Here is a 17,317-nt window from a genome sequence, read left to right on the forward strand (position 1 = left end):
GCCGCGGAGCGCGCCGCCCGCGCGGAGCGGGCCGCGCAGGCCGCCCGCGCCGCGGTCGAGCGCGAGGCGGCGCGCCCGTTCTTCGAGGAGCACCTCCCGGCGCCGCTGCTCGCCGAGGGTCCTCGCGGCCTGCTCTGGTGGCAGTGGCTGGCGCTCCCCGCGCTCTTCCTCCTCGCGGTCATCCTCGGGTCGCTGCTCGGCTGGCTCACGCGCCTCGTCCTCGGCCACCTCGCGGCGCGCACGCGCACGACCTGGGACGACGTGCTCCTCGAGCGCGTCGCCGCGCCGCTCACCGCGCTGTGGGCGATCGCGGTCGTGACGGTCCTCCAGTCCTGGCTCGCGCTCCCCGAGGGCCCCGAGCTCGTCCTGCACCACCTGCTCCGCGCCGCGACCTACCTCGCGTTCTTCTGGGCCGGATTCCGCTCCGTGAACGTGGCGTTCGCGGTCATGGCGGCGTCCCCCTGGACGCGGGCGAGCCCGAGCCTCGCGGGAATGCTGCCGGTCGGCCGCAAGGTCTCCAAGGTGGTGCTGCTCGCCCTCGGCGTCGTCGCCGTGATGAACGAGCTCGGGTTCCAGGTCGCGAGCCTGCTCGCCGGCCTGGGCATCGGCGGCATCGCGCTCGCGCTCGCGGCGCAGAAGACGGTGGAGAACCTCTTCGGCTCGCTCTCCATCGGCGTGGACCAGCCGTTCCGGACCGGCGACTTCATCAAGGTCGAGGACGTCCTCGGGACCGTCGAGAACATCGGGATGCGCTCTACGCGCATCCGGACGCTCGACCGCACGATCGTGACGATCCCGAACGGCAAGCTCGCGGATCTGCGCACCGAGACGTTCGCCCCCCGCGACCGGATCCGGCTCCTCGCGAACCTCGGCCTCGCCTACGCGACGACGGCGGCGCAGCTTCGCGAGGTGCTCGCCGGGATCGAGGGCCTCCTGCGGGCGCACCCGAAGATCTGGCCGGACGCGGTCTCGGTCCGCTTCACCGCGCTCGGCGAGTCGGCCTTGAACGTCGAGGTGGTGGCCTGGTTCCAGACCGCGGACTTCGGCGAGTTCACCGCCATCCGCCAGGACCTGCTCCTCGGCTTCATGGAGGTGGTGGAGCGGGCGGGCACCTCGTTCGCCTTCCCGACGCGCACGCTCCACCTCGTGGACGGCGCCGGCGGCGGACCCGCGCGTGCGCGCGGGTCGGGAGAGCGCCGATGATGTGAGTGAAAAAGGGAGAGGGCCCGACGTTTCCGCCGGGCCCTCTCGGAGTGGTGGAGCTGATCGGGATCGAACCGACGACCTCTAGAGTGCGATTCTAGCGCTCTCCCAGCTGAGCTACAGCCCCACGAAAACTTTCGTCGCCGTCGAGGACGCGCTTCATAGCGGCTGCGCCCGGGACGTGTCAAGCACCGTTTGACTCGCCCGGGTACCCTTGCTAGACCCGACCCGCCCCCATGCCCAACCCCGCCAAGCAACTCACGCCCGCCGAGCTCTCCGCCCTCGAGCACGCGTTCGCCGCGGATCCCGGTTCCGACGCGTACCGCCCGCTGACCGAGGCCTACCTCGCCATGGGCCGGTACATGGAGGCGATGGTCGTCTGCAAGAAGGGCGTGAAGGCCCATCCGGACGACCCCTCGGCCCGCGTGCTGCTCGCGCAGGTCTACGCCGATCAGGGGAAGGACCGGAAGGCGCTCGAGGAGCTCCAGGGCGTCCTGGCCGCCTTCCCGACCTTCGTGGCGGCGCTGCGCATGGCCGGCGGCCTGCACCTCCGGCTCGGCGAGCGGGAGGCGGGCGAGGCGGCGCTGCGCCGTGCCGCCGAGGCCGCGCCCAACGATCCCGAGATCCGGGAGATGCTCCAGAAGTACGGCATCAGCGCCGTCGCCAGACCCGCTCCCGCCGCCGCGCCCCCGGCCGGGCCCCGTACGGGGCCGGACGCGCCGCCCGTGGCCCCGCGCGTCGCGCCGCCCGCCCTGGGCCGTCCGGCCGCGACCACCGCCCGCGTGACCGCGGCACGCCCGGCGGCGTCCATGCTCGAGGAGGACGTCCCGGTCCCCACCCCGACGCCGGTTCCGGCGACACGCGCCCGCGGCGCGGTCTACGCCCAGGAGCTCGCCGACAAGTACGCGACGCAGGAGTTCCAGCTCTCGCCCGGCGCGGCGCCGCGGAAGCGGGCGAAGCGCGGCACGTTCGTGACCACCGTCGCGCTGTTCATGGTGCTCGCGGTGGCGCTCGGCGGCTGGGTGCTCTTCAACCGCGCGCGGAAGGAGCGGATCGAGGCGATCGACCGGCTCCTCAAGGACACGCTGCCGCTGCTCGACAAGGACGCGCACGCGAGCTACGTCGAGGCCGCGGGCAAGCTCCAGCAGATCCTCGAGCACGACGACAAGTCGATCGCCGGCCATGCGTTCCTCGCCTACGTCGACGCGCTCCGCGCGGGCGAGCACGGCGACGGCGACGCGATCCGCGCCGAGGCAGTGAAGCACGTCGACGCGGCGCGCCAGCTCGGGCAGCGCCACTCGCACCTCGTCGCGGCGGAGGCGTACCTGAAGCTGTACGGCGGGGACGCCGCCGGCGCGAAGGAGGTCGTGAACGCCGTGCTCCAGGGCGGCGAGGGCAACCAGAGCCCGTTCCTGCAGGGCGTGCTCGGCGCGATCCTGCTGCGCGAGGGCGACCTCGACGGCGCCCGCGACGTGCTCGGCAAGGCGCAGAAGGCGAGCCCCGGCGACGTGCGCATCGCGTACCTGCTCGGCGAGCAGTTCCGCCGCCGCGGCGAGGGCTACGAGCTCTCGGCGACCGGCTTCTACGACTACGCGCTCCGCATCCAGAAGGACCACGTCTGGTCGATCCTCGGGAAGGCGGAGGTGCTCGTCGCCCGTGGCCAGGTGGAGGAGGGCGGGAAGGCGGCGGAGCTCGTCCTCACGCCGCAGGCCGCCGCGTCGCGGCCGCAGCAGGCGCTCGCGTACGCCCTGCGCGGCGCGGTGCTCGCCGCGTCCGGCAAGGCGACGGACGCCGCCGCGGCCGAGGCGCAGGCGGCGAAGCTCGATCCCTCGAGCCCCGAGATCCCGCACCTCGTCGGCCAGCGGAAGCTCCGCGAGGGCGACGCCGCCGGCGCGGTGGAGGCGCTCCAGCGCGCCGTGTCGATCGATCCGCAGCGCGTGTCGCTCTACGCCGACCTCGTCCGCGCGCAGCTCGCGCGCGAGGGCGGCGCGCAGCAGGCGCTCGAGACCCTGAAGCGCGCGGTCGCGCGCGTGGGCGAGAGCCCGCGCCTCGCGCTGCTGCTCGGCGACGCCTACCGCGCCGCCGGCGACGCCGACCTCGCGCGTGGCCAGTACGAGAAGGCGATCCAGCTCGGCCGCCCGTTCCCCGACGCGCGCGTCTCGCTCGCGAAGCTCCACCGCGCGAAGGACAACATCCCCGGCGCGCTCGTCGAGCTCACGCAGGCGATCGACGAGTACGGCCAGGGCGGCGCGGGCGGTGCGGCGGTCGCCTACGTGGAGATGGCCGAGGCGGAGCGCGCCCGCGGCGCGAAGCGCGAGGTGCTCGTCGAGCTCTACGAGAAGGCGCTCGAGCGCGATCCCGCGAGCTGCGAGGCGCTGTGGGGCTCGGGCAAGCTCGAGGCGGACGTGCAGCGCACCGAGCGCGCGAAGCAGCGGCTCGGCGCGTACGCGAAGCTCTGCCCGCGCGGCTCGCACGCGAGCGAGGCGGCGGCGCTCTCGAGGTAGCCTCCTCCGCTTTCGGAGCCCCGTTCGCCCCGTCCGCGCGAAGCGGGCGGGGCGATTGCTTTCTGGACGGCGCGTCGGCGAGGTCGAGACCGAGCCGGCCGGTCGAGGTCGGGGTCGACGACGAGGTCGAGGTCGAGGTCGGGGTCGGGGTCGAGGTCGCTGTCGACGGCGAGGTCGGGGTCGGACTCAGTGCTGCGGCCGGGGTCGCCCCGCCGCCGCGCCCTTCCTCACTTTCCTTTCTTCTTCGCCTCCTCCGCCTCCCGCTGCCGGACCTCCTTCTCGATGGCGTCCATCGGGTTCCCGGTCACGCGCTTCGGCTTTCCCTCCGCCGTGCGGGCGTCCACCACCTTCACCGGGATCTCCGCGCGCGCTCCCTCGACCTCGACGATCGCGGTCGAGCTGCCGGCGCTCACTCCCCAGAGCTGGCCGCGACCGTCGCCGCGGCAGACGCCCTCGTCGGCGCAGCGGGTGTAGGCGACGCGGCCCAGCACCGGCGCGCCGGCGTCGTCGAACGCCTCGACCTGCAGCGCCACGGGCCGCGGCTCGTCCTCCATCCGGACCTCCACCGAGGCGGGCTTCACGGCGATGCGCGAGACCACGCGGACGATCACCGGGACCTCGCCCTTCGCCTCGCCGATCGTGCAGCGGATCGTCGCGGTTCCCGGTCCGGCCGCGGTGACGATCGCATCGTTGGCGGGGCCGGTGACGGTCGCCACCTTCTCGTCGGAGGACGACCAGCGGCAGGCCTCCTTCGGCACGGGCTTGCCGTCGCGAAGCCGCGGCGTCGCGTGCAGCGGCGCGGTCTGGCCGCGGAGCCCGAAGCGGAGCGAGGTGGGCTCCACGTCGACGCGGGCGGGTTTCTCGCAGGCGGCGAGGAGAAGCGGGAGGCCGAGGAGGGCGAGGAGGGAGCGGACGCGCATGGCTGCGATGCTAGCGCAGCGCGAGCCCCGCGACGCGTTCCCGGCTCAGCCGGCCCGCGGGGCGAGGTGGTAGAGCATCACGTACACGACCACGCCGGTCACCGACACGTACATCCAGATCGGCAGCGTCCAGCGGGCGATCCGGCGGTGGTTCGGGAAGCGCGCCCGGAGGCCGAGGAACAGCGTGCGCAGGACGAGGGGCGCCGCGAGGGCCGCGAGGATCGTGTGGCTCGTGAGCACCGCGAGGTACGCCGCGCGGAGCGGGCCCCCGCCGGGGAACCTGTGGGTGCCCGTGAGCGCGATGCGGGTGAGATAGCCGACGAGGAACAGCGCGGACGCGCCGCAGGCGGAGAGCATGAGCGCCCGGTGCCGCTCGCGGTGGCCCCGGCGGATGGCGACGTAGCCGAGGAGGAGGAGGACGAACGCGAGGCCGTTCAGGGTGGCGTTCACGCTGGGCAGCACCTCGCCGAGGCTCATGATCGCGGGGCCCTCCGGGTGGCGAGCGCGCCGAGCGCGAGGGCGGCGGCGGTGAAGAGCGCGCAGACCGCGAGGTCCCGCGCGCCGGAGCCCGCGAGCGCGCCCGGCGCCGCGGGGCCGCCGAGGGCGCGGCGCGCGGCGGAGACGGCGTAGGCGAGGGGGTTCGCGCGCATCACCGCGGCGAGCGCGCCCGTGCCCGAGGGGGCGGGGAACATCGCGCCCGACACCACCCAGAGCGGCACGAGCAGCGTCATCTGGATCGCGTGGTAGCCCTGCACGTTGTCGAGGCCCCACGCGACGGCGAAGCCCAGCGCGGCCAGCGCGACCGCGGCGAGCGCGAGCGCCCCGAGGAGCAGCGGCCAGTGGACGCTCGCGTACCCGAAGCCGGCGAGCGGCGCGAGCGCCAGGAAGAGCGCGGCCTGCGTGAGCGCGACCGCGGCCGAGCCGAGCGTCTTGCCGACGGCGAGCGCGACGCGCGAGCCGGGCGCGGCGAGCACGGACTGGAGGAAGCCGCGGTGCCGGTCCTCGATCACCGAGGCGGTCGTGAAGATCGACGCGAACAGCACGACCATGAGGACGACGCCCGGGAAGAAGTAGGCGAGGTACGGCACGCTCGAGCCCGGCATCCGGAACGTCTCGCCGAAGCCGGAGCCGATCACGAGCCAGAAGATCACGGGCTGCCCGAGCGCCCCCACGAGGCGCGACGGCTGGCGGAAGAACCGGACGAGGTCGCGCCGGGCGAGGACGGCGACCGTGGCGAGATCGAAGGCGAGGGCGCGGAGGATGGGGAGGCCGGGGGCGCGGGGGACCGGCCTAGGAGTCGCGGTCGCGGTCGCGGTCGGGGTCGAGGTCGAGGTCGAGGTCGCGGTCGAGGTCGCAGCCGGGACCGCGCGCACCGCCCTCCTCCGGTCCGTCCGTCCGGCCGCGTCCTCCTCTGCCGCGGGCTGCTCCTCGAGCGCCTCGCCCGTGATGGCGAGGTATGCATCGGCGAGCGTCGGGCGCCGGACCGAGACGCTGCGCAGCCTCCCCGCCGGGAACGCCTCCACGATGCGTGGCACGAGCTCGTGGGCCGCCTCCCGCTCGACGTGAACGCCGTCGGCGCGGACACGCGCGGGGAGCCCCAGGCGCCGCCCGATGTCCGCGGCGATCGCCTCCGGGTCGTCCGCCTCGACGACGACCACGTCTCCCGATACGCGGGCGCGGAGCGCCTCGGGCGTGTCGCACGCCACGATCCGGCCGCGCGCGAGCACCGCGAGGCGGTCGCAGCGCTCGGCCTCGTCCGGACGGTGCGTCGTGAGCACCACCGTCGTCCCCGCCTCGCGGCGGAGCGCGGCGACCCGCGCCCAGAACGCCCGGAAGGCCGCGGCGTCGAGCCCGCTCGTCGGCTCGTCCATGACGAGCAGCGGCGGCTCGTGGATCCGCGCGCGGGCGAGCTCCAGCCGGCGCCGCATCCCGCCGGAGAGCCGGTCGACGGGCTCCCGGGCGCGGTCCGCGAGCGCCGCCTCCTCGAGCAGCGCGGCGACGCGCGCGCCCACCTCGCGCCGCGGGACGCGGTGGAGCGCCGCGCCCAGCCGGAGGTTCTCCGCGGCGGTGAGCTTCCCGTCGAGGCCGGGATCCTGGAACACGATCCCGGCGGCGCTGCGGAGGCTCCGCGCGCCGGGGGCGATCGCGCGCCCGTCGAGGAGGAACCGCCCCGCGTCGGGGCGGAGCAGGCCGGCGAGGATGGCGAACAGCGTGGACTTCCCGGCGCCGTTCGGCCCGAGCAGGCCGAAGATCTCGCCCGGGCGCACCTCGAGCGAGACGCCCCGCAGGACCTCGCGGTGGCCGCGCCGCACGGCGACGCCCTCGATCGCGAGGCGCGCGGGCGGAGTGGCCGGGCGAGCGGCGGGCACGCGCATCGCTAGCGCGCGCCGAGGAAGAGCGCGACGAACAGGAGCGTCAGGTAGAGGATCGTGGCGAGGAAGAAGTTCCGCGCCCAGCGGCCGCCCTCGCGCCCGACCCCCGCGAGCGCGTACCCGGCCAGCGCGAGCCCGAGCAGGGCGGCGAAGGCGCCGTACAGCCGCCCCGCGACCTGGAGCGGCACGAGCGCGAGCGACACCGGCACGAGCGCGACCGAGGTCGCCGCGATCCACCCGCGGGTCGCCCGCTCGCCGTGCACGATGGAGAAGACGCGCAGGCCGCCGCGCGCGTAGTCCTCGCGCAGGTAGAGCGACACCGCGAGGAAGTGCGGGAGCTGCCAGGCGAAGAGCAGGGCGAAGAGGGCGAGCCCGCCCGCGTCGAGCGCTCCGGTGACGGCCGTCCAGCCCATGAGCGGCGGGATCGCGCCCGGGACGGCGCCGACCAGGAGCGCCAGGGTCGAGCGCTGCTTCATCGGCGTGTAGATCGCGACGTAGGTCACGATCGCGACGAACGCGAGCGCGGCGGTGAGCGGGTTCGCGACGAGCGCGAGCACGGGGAGCGCGAAGACCGGGACCATGATCCCGAGCCCGAGCGCGGTGAACGGGTCGAGGCGTCCGGCGGGGAGCGGCCGGTCGCGGGTGCGACGCATGCGCGCGTCGATGTCGCGCTCCATCCAGCAGTTGAGGGCGTTCGCGGCGCCCACGACCGCGGCCGTCGCGAGGACGGTCAGGACGGCGCGGGCGGCGCCGATGTCGCCCGGCGCGAGCGCGAGCCCGCCGGCGCTGGTGAGGATGACGAGCCCCGAGAGGCGGGGCTTGGCGAGGAGGAGGACGTCTTTCGCGACCTGCAGGGGGGAGGGGCGCGCGCGGGCGGGGGCGGTGGCGATCGTCACGAGGGTCCCGGGGGCCTGCGAGAGTGCAGGCGAGTGGGACCTAGCGACGGCTCGCCCGGGGGTCAACGTCGCGTTCGGGGGCCGGCCGCCGTGGCGGAAGATCACCGGACCGGGGAGCACGCGCCCGTTGCCGCCGGGCCCCGGGGCGGCTATTCGCTCCGTCGCACCTCTGCCCGGGACCCCTGCCCTGATGCCCGCTCCCCGTCCGCTCCTCGTCGCCGCGAGCCTGCTCCTCGCCGCCGCCTCCCTCGTGCCCGCGCTCGCTCGTGCGGGCGAGCTCCGCGGGCAGGTGCGCTACGCAGGCGCGACGCCGCCGCCGCGGCCCGCCCAGCCCGTCACGAAGGACCGCGCCGCCTGCGGCGAGGCCGCGCCCGACGAGTCGGTGCTCGTCGGGAAGGGCGGGCTCGCGAACGTGGTGGTCCGGATCGTGGCCCCCGGCGCGAAGGAGGAGCCGCGCGCCGTGACCCTCGACCAGCGCGGCTGCCGGTTCGTGCCGCACGTGCAGGCGGCCCCCGTCGGCTCCACGCTCGCGCTCCTGAACGGAGACCCCATCCTCCACAACGTGCACGGCTGGTCGGGCGTCGCGACCACGTTCAACGTGCCGATGCCGGGCCCCGGGCAGCGCGTGGAGCGGACGCTCGCGCGACCGGGCCCGGTGAGGGTCGGGTGCGACGTTCACGCCTGGATGAGCGCGTGGATCCTCGTCGTGGACACGCCCTACCACGCGGTGAGCGACGGAGAGGGGCGCTTCGGGATCGCGGGCGTGCCGCCGGGCCGCTACACGGCGATCGCGTGGCACGAGGTGCTGGGGGAGAAGATCGCGACCGTGGTCGTCCCGGCGAGCGGGCCGGCGACGCTGGAGATCGCGTACCCGTAGTCGCCGGGCCCGCCGCGGACTACGGCTCGTCCTCGTCCTCGGCGGCGACGTCCTCGTCGGGCTCCGCCTCCTCGACCTCCTCGTCGAGCTCGGTGTCCGCCTCCACCGGCTCCGGCTCGACCGGACGGGCAGCCGCCCGCTGGCGGCGCTCGGAGGGCGCAGGCGACTTCAAGGCCGGGCTCTGCCGCTGGTCCGCCCCGCACTTCGGGCAGAGCGGCTCCGGCTTCTTGAGGTCGTAGAACTTCGTGCCGCACTTGAAGCAGATGTGCTTGGTGCCCAGGTCCTTCGCAGGCATGCTCCCCTCGATATTTCCTGTCGGAACCCGCGCCTTTATCGCAGGGCCGACGGTGGCGTCAAACGAAAATCTCCGGGGGCCCCGGGGTGCGCACGCCGGCGCATCGCTGCTATAGAGTCCGCCCGATGCACGACCTGTCGAAGCTCGAGAAGAGGCTCCTGCGCGCGGCCGCCGAGGCGATCCGCGACTTCGACCTCATCGAGAACGGCGACAAGATCATGGTCGCCGTCTCCGGCGGCAAGGACTCCTACACCTTGCTGCACCTGCTCATGCGGATGCGTGAGCGCGCGCCCATCGACTTCGAGCTCGTGGCGGTGAACCTCGATCAGGGGCAGCCGGGATACCCCGCCGAGATCGTCGAGCGCCACTTCCAGTCGGTGGGCGTCCCGTACCGGATGCTCCACCGCGACACCTACTCGGTCGTGCGCCGGCTCGTCCCGGAGGGCAAGACCACCTGCCCGGTGTGCTCCCGGCTGCGCCGGGGCGTTCTCTACAACGCCGCCGCCGAGATGGGCTGCACCAAGATCGCGCTCGGCCACCACCGCGACGACCTCATCGAGACCCTCCTCCTGAGCGCGCTCTACTCCGGCGCGCTGAAGAGCATGCCCCCGAAGCTCCGCTCCGACGACGGCAGGAACGTGGTCATCCGTCCGCTCGCGTACGCCGCCGAGGAGGACATCGCGGCGTTCTCCGCGGCGATGCAGTTCCCCATCGTCCCGTGCGACCTGTGTGGCTCGCAGCCGAACCTGCGCCGCAAGCGCGTGAAGGGGCTCATCGCGGAGCTCTCGGCAGAGCACGCCGCGGTGAAGGGCAACCTCCTCCACGCCCTCAAGCGCGTGGTCCCCTCGCACCTCCTCGATCGCGACCTGGCCGGGAAGGTGGCGGCGGCGACCGGCAAGGATCCCTGGCTCGACGCGGAGGAGGACGAGGACGGCTGCGGCGTGGACGAGGCGCCCGGCGAGGCGAGCGGGCTCGTGAAGCTCGCGGGCGCGAGCGAGGATCGATGAGGACCGTCGACCCCGCGACGATCCGGACGCCGCGCGACCTCGCGCCGTACCTGGACCACACCCTCCTCGCCCCCGGCGCCACCGAGGTCGACGTCGCGCGCGTCTGCGCGGAGGCGCGGGCCTACGGGTTCGCCGGCGTCTGCGTGCACGCTGCCCACATCCCGCAGGTGCGGCTCCTCCTCGCCGACACCGCCGTCCAGCCCATCGCGGTCGCCGACTTCCCGCGGGGGGAGGGGACTCCGGCGGCCCGCGCGGCGGAGGCCGCCGCGGCGGCGGCGGCCGGAGCCGAGGAGATCGACGTCGTGCTCCCGCTGCCGGCGGTGCTCGCCGGGCGGTACGAGGCGGCGCTCGAGGATCTCCGCGGCGTGGTCGCCGCCGCGCGGGTCCCGGTGAAGGTGATCCTCGAGACCTCGAAGCTCACGCGCGACCAGCGGGTCGTCGCCGCCGCGCTCGCGCGCTGCGCCGGCGCCTCCTACGTGAAGACCTCCACCGGCTTCGGCGGCGGCGGCGCCACCGTCGAGGACGTCGCCCTCCTGCGGGCGGTCGTGGGAGGGGCACTCGGGGTCAAGGCGTCGGGCGGGGTGCGGAGCGCCGCGCAGGCGCTGGCGATGATCCGCGCGGGGGCGAGCCGCGTCGGCGCCTCGGCCTGCGTGGACATCGTCCTCGGCACGTTCTGAGCGTCGCGCCGGCGCCGGCCGGTTAGGATCCGGGCATGGACCGACGCCGCTTCGTCATCCTGGTCGCCGACAGCGTGGGCTGCGGCGCGCTCCCCGACGCGCGCGAGTACGGCGACGAGGGCTCCGACACCCTCGGCAACACGAGCCGCGCCGTCGGAGGCCTCGCCCTCCCGGTGATGGGCCGCATGGGGCTCGGGCACCTGACCTCCATCCTCGGCGTGCCGCCGGAGCCCTCGCCGGTCGCCTTCCACGGCCGCATGGCGGAGCGCTCGAAGGGCAAGGACACCATCACGGGTCACTGGGAGATGATGGGGATCGTCCTCTCCGAGCCGCTCGCGCTTCACCCGCACGGCTTCCCGCCCGAGATCCTGGAGCCCTTCCTGCGGGAGACGGGCGCGCCGGGGGTGCTCGGGAACGTGGCCGCGAGCGGGACGGAGATCATCCAGCAGCTGGGCGAGGAGCACCAGCGAACGGGGAAGCCCATCGTCTACACCTCCGCGGACTCGGTGTTCCAGATCGCGGCGCACGAGGAGACGGTCCCGCTCGAGACCCTGTACGCCTGGTGCCGCGCGGCGCGACGCATCCTCGATCCGTTCAAGGTGGCGCGCGTCATCGCCCGCCCGTTCGTCGGCACGCCGGGCAGGTACGTCCGGACCTACAACCGCAAGGACTTCGCGCTCGCGACGCCGGGGCCGACCGTCCTCGAGAAGCTCGTCGACGCGCGCGTGCCGGTGTTCGGGGTCGGCAAGATCCCGGACATCTTCGACCACCGGGGCATCACCGACGAGGTGCACACGGCCGGGAACGCGGACGGCCTCGCGAAGACCGAGGCGCTCCTCGACCGCGTGGACCACGGGCTCGTGTTCGTGAACCTCGTCGACTTCGACATGCTGTACGGGCACCGGAACGATCCCGTGGGCTACGCCCGCGCGCTCGAGGAGCTGGACCGGACCCTGCCGCGGATCCTCGGAAAGCTCCACCCCGGCGAGGTCGCCGCGATCACCGCCGACCACGGCTGCGATCCCACCACCCCCTCCACCGATCACTCGCGCGAGTACGTGCCGCTCGTCGTCCACGCGCCCGGACGAGGCGGCGGGGCGCTCGGCACGCGCGGCTCGTTCGCCGATCTGGGCGCGACCGTCTCGGACTTCTTCGGCGTGCGGCACGAGACGGGCAAGAGCTTCCTCGGGGAGCTCGCGCGGTGACGGGGGCGGGCTCGACGCTTCCCCCGGAGGACCCTCTCGCGCCCCCGCCGCTCGACGGTCCCCGCGCGGCGGCTCGCGCCATCGCCTGGTACGCGTCGAACCCCGCCGCCGCCCCGCGCGTCTCGCGCCTCGACCGCGCGCTCTACGGGGTCGCGCAGGTGCTCCACGCGGCGCGGCTCGTGGCCGGGGACCCGGCGCTCCGGCGCGCGGCGCTCGTGCCGACGGCGATCACCTTCGCGGGGTGCGCGCTTCTCGCCACGCTCGCCACCGCCCGCGCCGACGATCCGGATCCGGCGGGCACCTTCCACGCGTTCCTCGTCACGTTCGTCGCGCTCGCCTCCATGCCTCCGACGCTGCTCCAGCGGCTCTGGCTGCGCGTCGCCCTCGAGGCGCGCCGCGCGCTCGGGCTCCCGCCCGGCGAGGACGCCTTCGCCGACGTCGGCTACGTCCGCCTCGTGGTCGCCGAGAGCGCCAAGGCGCTGCGCCAGGCGATCGTGGTGTCGATCGGCATCGCGCCTCTCCTCATCCTCGTGCGGATCCTGCCGTTCGGCACGCTCGAGGCGACCCTGCTCGCGGGCGCGTGGGCCTTCTACTGGCTCGTCGTGGACGCGCTGGAGCTGCCGATCGAGGTCCTCTCCGGCCCGCGCACCGGCGGGCCCTCGCCCTGGTATTCCCGCCTGCTCGCCCGCGCCGGGCGCGCGGCGTGGGTCCTGCGGCCCTTCTCGGCGCTGGCGCGGTTCCTGGACCGCCTGACGCGTCCGTGGCGCGAGGAGGTGGCGTTCACGGAGCGCCACCGATTCGAGACGCTCGGGCTGGGCGTCGCGGTCGGCGCGGTCCTGGTCATCCCCGTCGTCGGGCTGTTCTTCCGCGCGATCGCGATCGTCGCGTCGACGGCCGCCGTCGGCAGGCTCGACGCGGAGACGCCGCCCGGATCCTGACCATGTCCGCGGCGCCGCGCGCCCAAGGGTCGCGGGGACGCGGCGGCGCTCGCGGGTCACCTCGGCGGGGCAGCCGCCGGCGCGGCGCGCTGCGGCGCGGCGACGCTCGCCGGATCGACGGTGATCTCGCGGAGGCGCTGCGCCACCGCGGGGGGCATGTCCTCCTGGAACCGGCCGCCCAGGTGCTTCGCGAGGAACTTCTCGGCGGAGGCGAAGGCCGCCATGTTGTTCACCGGCCGCTGGAAGCCGTGCCCCTCGTCCGGCGCCACGAGGTACTCCACCGGGAACCCGCGCTCGCGCAGCGCGACGACGATCTGGTCCGACTCCGACCTCTTCACCCGCGGATCGTTCGCCCCCTGCACGATCTGCAGCGGGGTGCGGATGGCGGCCACGTGATTCAGCGGCGACTGCCGCTCGAGCTGCGCCCGGCCCTCCGGCGTGGTCGGGTTGCCCATCCGCGTGTGGAACACGATGCGGCCCGCCTCCCAGTAGGGCGGGATGGTCTCGAGCAAGGTGATGAGGCTCGACGGCGCGACGATCGCCACCGCCGCGGCGTAGAGGTCGGGCGTGAACGTCACGCCGGCGAGCGTCGCGTAGCCGCCGTACGAGCCGCCCATGATCCCGACGCGCCTGGGATCGACCACGCCCTGGGCGACGAGGTACCGGACGCCCCACGTGAGGTCGTCCTGCATCTTGTCGCCCCACTGGAGATTTCCGGCGTCGAGGAACCGCTTCCCGTAGCCCGTCGAGCCGCGGAAGTTCGGCTGGAGGACGGCGTACCCGCGGTTCGCGAGGAACTGCGCGAACGGGTGGCACCGCCAGCTGTCGCGCCACCACGGCCCGCCGTGCGGGAAGACGACGAGCGGCAGCGCCTTCGCGGGCACGCCCGCGGGCAGGGTCAGGAAGGCGGGGATCTCGAGCCCGTCGGACGACGGGTAGCGGATCGGCTGCATGTGCGCGAGGTCCTGCCGCGGCAGCCGTTCGCGCAGGCGGTACTGCTTCGTCACCGCCTTCGTCGTGCGGTCGAAGAGGTAGACCTCGCCCGGCTCGACGTCGGCCGTCACCGACACGAGCCAGCGCCGGTCGTCGCGGGTGGTGGACTGGATGAGCACGTCGCGATCCGGGAAGCGGGCCTGCAGCGCGGCGTGGTCCGCCTGGTAGCCGGGGTCGCTCCAGCGGAAGCGCAGCCGCTCGTCGTCGTAGACGGCTCCGACGAGGCGGTCGGTCGCCTCGGAGAACACCGGCGCCTTGAGGTCCACGCGCTTCTCGGGGTCCGACGCGAGGACCTCCTCCACCCCGGTCTGGACGTCGAGCAGGGAGAGCCGGAGGAGGTCGCCCGCGCCGCCGTTGGTGACGAGGTACACCCGCCCGTCCGGATCGAAGCGAGCGGCGGAGCAGTCCTCGAGCACCGTGCAGCCGTAGACCTTCTGCATCCCGGCGGGATCGACGCGGAGGATCTCGGTGTCGCCCCGCTCGGTCACGCGCGTGCCGAGCCTGAGCCGGCCGGAGAGGTCGAACGTCCACGAGACGAAGCGCTGCTCGTTCCGGCGGAGCAGGGTCCGCTTGCCGGTCGCGATCTCCACCTCGTACAGGTCGTGCCACCGGGCGTCCCGATCGTTGAGGCCCACGTACACGACTCCGGGCCGCGCCTTCGGGACCTCGTAGATCTCGGCGCGAACGCCCTTCAGATCGGTGAGCCCGCGGGCCGGCGGCACCTTCGCGCCGGGCGCGGGCGCCGCCCGCGGATCGACCGCGTAGACGTTGTAGTTCTCGTCGCCCGCGTGGTCCTGCACGAAGAGGATGAACCGCGAGTCCCAGCTCCAGAAGTACGCCGGGATGGGACGCGCCTGGTCGGCGGTGACCGGCTTCGCCTGCTCGAAGGGCGCGTCGACCGGCTTCACCCAGACGTTGCGCGTGCCGTCGAGCGGCTTCAGGAACGCGATCCACGCTCCGTCCGGCGAGAGCTGCGCGGCGGAGATCTCCGGATCACCGAAGATGAGCTCCCGGTCGACGATGGGCGGCAGGCCCTCGCGCCGCGCGGCGGCGGCCGCTGGCGCGCCGGCCTTTCCGGGCGCGGCGGCCGCGGCGGCGCCGTCACGCCGCGTCCCTGCACAGCCGAGGGTCGCGACGGTGACGGCGAGGAGGAGCTTCGAGGCGAGCCGCCGGGTCATGGGGCCTCCCTAGGATGGCGCCCGTTCTAGCGACCGCCGCGGCTTCCGTCGAGGGACCCGGACGGGCGGTGACGCCCGGACGCGAGGAGGGGAGGCGCCCTCGAGACGCCTCCCCTCGTCCATCACCCTACGTGACGCTACTTCTTCGGCGTGGGCTGTGCCGCGGGCGCGGGACCCTGGGCGGGCGTGGCCTTGTGCTCGCGCCGGAGCGTGGCCGCCTCCGCCTTGATGTCGACGAGATCGCGCGCCATCTCGCTCCAGCCGTACCAGTTGGCATAGTCCGGGTTCGCGTGGAACGCGCCCTGGAACGCGCGCATGCGGTGCTCGAGGAACATCACGAACAGCTTCTGCTCGACCGGCGTGGGCGCGTCGTGGAACGTGAGCAGGTCCGGGAACGGGAAGGCGTAGCTCTTCGGCTTGGGCAGGATGCCGTCCTGGTACAGCCCGGCCACGGCGCGGATCGCCTCGGCCATGGCGTGATCCGCGTCGCGGATCATCCCGTCGGACTGCTGGAGCTGGACCTTCGCGAACTCGCCCGAGTGGCACTGGTTGCAGGTCTTCAGCATCTTCGTACGCTCCGCGTCCCACGCCTCCTGGGTGAGCCGCGCCACGTCGGCGGCCTTCACGACGTCGAGGCGGCCGGTGGGGTTGCCCGACGGGTCGAGCACGCCGAGGCCCTGCAGGATGGTGACGCGATCCGCCTTCCACTGCGGGTCATCCTCGGGGAAGGGCAGCCGGACGGCGAGGAAGCCCCAGGCCGTGCGGACCTCGTGGTTCCCCTCCTGCATGTGGCAGTCCTGGCAGGTCGGCGCGGCCGAGTACTGCGGGATCGCGCCCGTCTGCTTGAGCGCGTTGCGCACGCCGTGCTTCGAGCCGCTGTACATCTCCCACTGCGGGTGATCGAACCCCATGTGGCAGGTCTGGCAGGCCTCCGGGCGGCGTGCCTCAGCCTTGGAGAACAGGTGGCGCGTGTGGCACGCGTCGCAGGAGGCGTTCCCGTAGGGCCCGGCCACCTTGCGCAGCTCGGCCTGCTCCTCGGGGGTCTTGAGGCCGAGCTTGTGGCATCCGCCGCAGCCCTTCAGCCCCTCGCGGATCGCGACCGGCTGGTAGTGGAAGGTCGGCATGGCCTTCACCGCCGCCCAGGCGAAGGCGTGCTTCCCCTTCTTGAACTGGGCGACCTGGGCGTCGTGGCACTGGCCGCAGGTGTCCGGGGTCGGCATCTTCGCGTTCGCGAAGTCGTCCTTCGTCTTGTGCGCCGAGCCGTGGCACTCGACGCAGCCGACCTCGACCTTCGAGTGCCGGGACAGCTCCCAGTCCTTCACGATGCTCGGGTTCACCTTCGCGTGGCAGGTGACGCACGCGCCGCCGGCGGCCGGCTTCGTTGCGGCGGGCTTGCCGGCCGGCGCCGGCTTCTTCTGCGCGGCCGCGGGGCCGGCGAGGAGCGCGAGGGCCGCGGCGAGCGTGATGCGTGTCGTCAGCTTCATGGTACCTCCGGGGTGAGGGTCGCCGCCGGCGTGGTGACGGCGGGTGCAACGGGGCGGCGGCGTGCGGATGCTGCCACCGCCGGGGGAGCGGCGCGGGTCCTCGCGCGGGGAACCCCAAGTGCCCGGGAGCGGGCGAGCGCCGTGGCTCCGGGCGAGTGGGCCGCGAGGCCTGGCGGCAAATGACGGAGCGTCACGAGCGGGCGCCGCCCGGCCCGGGATCTCCGGACCCGTCGCCCGCGTCCGCGACGTAGGTGGGGAAGACGCCCAGGAGGTCCTCGTGCGCGCGCACGAGCCGTTCCGCGAGCGCCTCGAGCGCGGCGCCGTCCGCGCCGGTGAACACGGCCGCGAGGCGGCGATCCCCGTCGCCGCCCTGGAGGGCGAGGCCGGGCTCGTGCAGGAGCCGCGCGGCCACGCGCGGCGCCGCGCCCGGGACCGTCTCGATGACGAGGCCGGCGACGATCATCGCGGGCCCCGGTCGCCCTCGACGTCCGACGGCTCGCGGGCCCGGCGCTCCTCCGTGCCCGGACGGCTCGCCCCCTCGTCGCGGGCGTCGGACGGGGGCCGGGGCTCGGCGCCGGAGCGAGCACCGCTGCGCCGCGACCAGCCCTTGCCGCGTGCGACGAGCACGTCGACGGGGAGGCCGAGCCCGGCGAGGACCGACGCGGCGGCGGAGGCCTGGAGCAGCTCGCGGCGGGCGTGGAACGAGAGCGGTCTCGGCACGGCGGCCTCCGGTGGAGAGAAGAGGGCCTCCGGCGCGGCAGGGGAGCG

16 protein-coding genes and 1 tRNA gene are annotated in these 17,317 nt (G+C 74.4%); 7 read left to right on the forward strand and 10 right to left on the reverse strand.

The window, feature by feature from the left end:
• A partial coding sequence (locus MNZ29_RS12675; RefSeq protein WP_242355471.1) for a mechanosensitive ion channel family protein occupies positions 1-1,203 on the forward strand: 1,203 nt, incomplete at its 5' end.
• Between the two features lie 51 nt (positions 1,204-1,254).
• Here the strand turns inward: MNZ29_RS12675 and MNZ29_RS12680 are convergent.
• Positions 1,255-1,330: transfer RNA gene (locus MNZ29_RS12680), tRNA-Ala, on the reverse strand.
• Between the two features lie 109 nt (positions 1,331-1,439).
• Here MNZ29_RS12680 and MNZ29_RS12685 point away from each other — a divergent pair.
• A complete protein-coding gene (locus MNZ29_RS12685; RefSeq protein WP_242338727.1) occupies positions 1,440-3,707 on the forward strand; it encodes a tetratricopeptide repeat protein in 2,268 nt (755 codons plus the stop codon).
• A 227-nt stretch (positions 3,708-3,934) separates the two neighbouring features.
• Here the strand turns inward: MNZ29_RS12685 and MNZ29_RS12690 are convergent, their stop codons facing one another.
• Genes MNZ29_RS12690 through cyoE form a run of 4 tightly spaced genes read right to left on the reverse strand, consistent with a single transcriptional unit; the run spans position 3,935 to position 7,895 of the window.
• Positions 3,935-4,627 carry an Ig-like domain-containing protein gene (locus MNZ29_RS12690; protein ID WP_242338729.1) on the reverse strand — a complete coding sequence of 231 codons (693 nt, stop codon included), beginning with the start codon at positions 4,625-4,627 and terminating at the stop codon, positions 3,935-3,937.
• Between the two features lie 45 nt (positions 4,628-4,672).
• The gene (locus MNZ29_RS12695; RefSeq protein WP_242338731.1) at positions 4,673-5,104 is read right to left on the reverse strand and encodes a DUF420 domain-containing protein; all 432 of its coding nucleotides are present in this window, start codon (positions 5,102-5,104) and stop codon (positions 4,673-4,675) included.
• Complete coding sequence (locus MNZ29_RS12700) at positions 5,101-6,996, reverse strand: ABC transporter ATP-binding protein/permease (protein ID WP_242338733.1); 1,896 nt, start codon at positions 6,994-6,996, stop codon at positions 5,101-5,103. Before MNZ29_RS12700 ends, MNZ29_RS12695 begins: the two co-directional genes overlap by 4 nt.
• Positions 6,997-7,004: 8 nt before the next feature.
• Complete coding sequence (gene cyoE / locus MNZ29_RS12705; RefSeq protein ID WP_242338734.1) at positions 7,005-7,895, reverse strand: heme o synthase; 891 nt, start codon at positions 7,893-7,895, stop codon at positions 7,005-7,007.
• 190 nt (positions 7,896-8,085) lie between these two features.
• Between cyoE and MNZ29_RS12710 the strand changes: the two genes are divergently transcribed.
• Positions 8,086-8,772 (forward strand): carboxypeptidase regulatory-like domain-containing protein, encoded by a 687-nt coding sequence (locus MNZ29_RS12710; protein ID WP_242338736.1) that lies wholly within the window; start codon positions 8,086-8,088, stop codon positions 8,770-8,772.
• 19 nt (positions 8,773-8,791) lie between these two features.
• On the opposite strand, the gene MNZ29_RS12715 is transcribed toward MNZ29_RS12710, so the two are convergent.
• Positions 8,792-9,067 carry a TIGR02300 family protein gene (locus MNZ29_RS12715; protein WP_242338738.1) on the reverse strand — a complete coding sequence of 92 codons (276 nt, stop codon included), beginning with the start codon at positions 9,065-9,067 and terminating at the stop codon, positions 8,792-8,794.
• A 125-nt stretch (positions 9,068-9,192) separates the two neighbouring features.
• On the opposite strand from MNZ29_RS12715, the gene ttcA reads away from it, so the two are divergent.
• The 4 genes from ttcA to MNZ29_RS12735 are packed head-to-tail and all read left to right on the forward strand — an operon-like array spanning position 9,193 to position 12,894.
• Positions 9,193-10,074 carry a tRNA 2-thiocytidine(32) synthetase TtcA gene (ttcA, locus tag MNZ29_RS12720; RefSeq protein ID WP_242338740.1) on the forward strand — a complete coding sequence of 294 codons (882 nt, stop codon included), beginning with the start codon at positions 9,193-9,195 and terminating at the stop codon, positions 10,072-10,074.
• Entirely contained in the window at positions 10,071-10,751 is a 681-nt protein-coding gene (gene deoC, locus MNZ29_RS12725) for a deoxyribose-phosphate aldolase (RefSeq protein ID WP_242338741.1), read from the forward strand. Before ttcA ends, deoC begins: the two co-directional genes overlap by 4 nt.
• Before the next feature lie 35 nt (positions 10,752-10,786).
• Positions 10,787-11,956 (forward strand): phosphopentomutase, encoded by a 1,170-nt coding sequence (locus MNZ29_RS12730; protein ID WP_242338743.1) that lies wholly within the window; start codon positions 10,787-10,789, stop codon positions 11,954-11,956.
• Positions 11,953-12,894 carry an EI24 domain-containing protein gene (locus MNZ29_RS12735; RefSeq protein WP_242338745.1) on the forward strand — a complete coding sequence of 314 codons (942 nt, stop codon included), beginning with the start codon at positions 11,953-11,955 and terminating at the stop codon, positions 12,892-12,894. Before MNZ29_RS12730 ends, MNZ29_RS12735 begins: the two co-directional genes overlap by 4 nt.
• A gap of 56 nt (positions 12,895-12,950) precedes the next feature.
• On the opposite strand, the gene MNZ29_RS12740 is transcribed toward MNZ29_RS12735, so the two are convergent.
• The 4 genes from MNZ29_RS12740 to MNZ29_RS12755 all read right to left on the reverse strand — a co-directional run bounded on the left by MNZ29_RS12740 (position 12,951) and on the right by MNZ29_RS12755 (position 17,269).
• Positions 12,951-15,065, reverse strand: a complete 2,115-nt coding sequence (locus MNZ29_RS12740; protein WP_242338747.1) for a S9 family peptidase — start codon at positions 15,063-15,065, stop codon at positions 12,951-12,953.
• Between the two features lie 137 nt (positions 15,066-15,202).
• Complete coding sequence (locus tag MNZ29_RS12745) at positions 15,203-16,549, reverse strand: multiheme c-type cytochrome (RefSeq protein WP_277957014.1); 1,347 nt, start codon at positions 16,547-16,549, stop codon at positions 15,203-15,205.
• Positions 16,550-16,739: 190 nt separating this feature from the next.
• The gene (locus MNZ29_RS12750) at positions 16,740-17,012 is read right to left on the reverse strand and encodes a hypothetical protein (protein ID WP_242338749.1); all 273 of its coding nucleotides are present in this window, start codon (positions 17,010-17,012) and stop codon (positions 16,740-16,742) included.
• Complete coding sequence (locus MNZ29_RS12755; RefSeq protein ID WP_242355473.1) at positions 17,009-17,269, reverse strand: hypothetical protein; 261 nt, start codon at positions 17,267-17,269, stop codon at positions 17,009-17,011. Before MNZ29_RS12755 ends, MNZ29_RS12750 begins: the two co-directional genes overlap by 4 nt.
• Between the last annotated feature and the right edge of the window lie 48 nt (positions 17,270-17,317).

It is taken from the genome of Anaeromyxobacter sp. SG64, assembly GCF_022690745.1.
Classification (GTDB): domain Bacteria; phylum Myxococcota; class Myxococcia; order Myxococcales; family Anaeromyxobacteraceae; genus Anaeromyxobacter; species Anaeromyxobacter soli.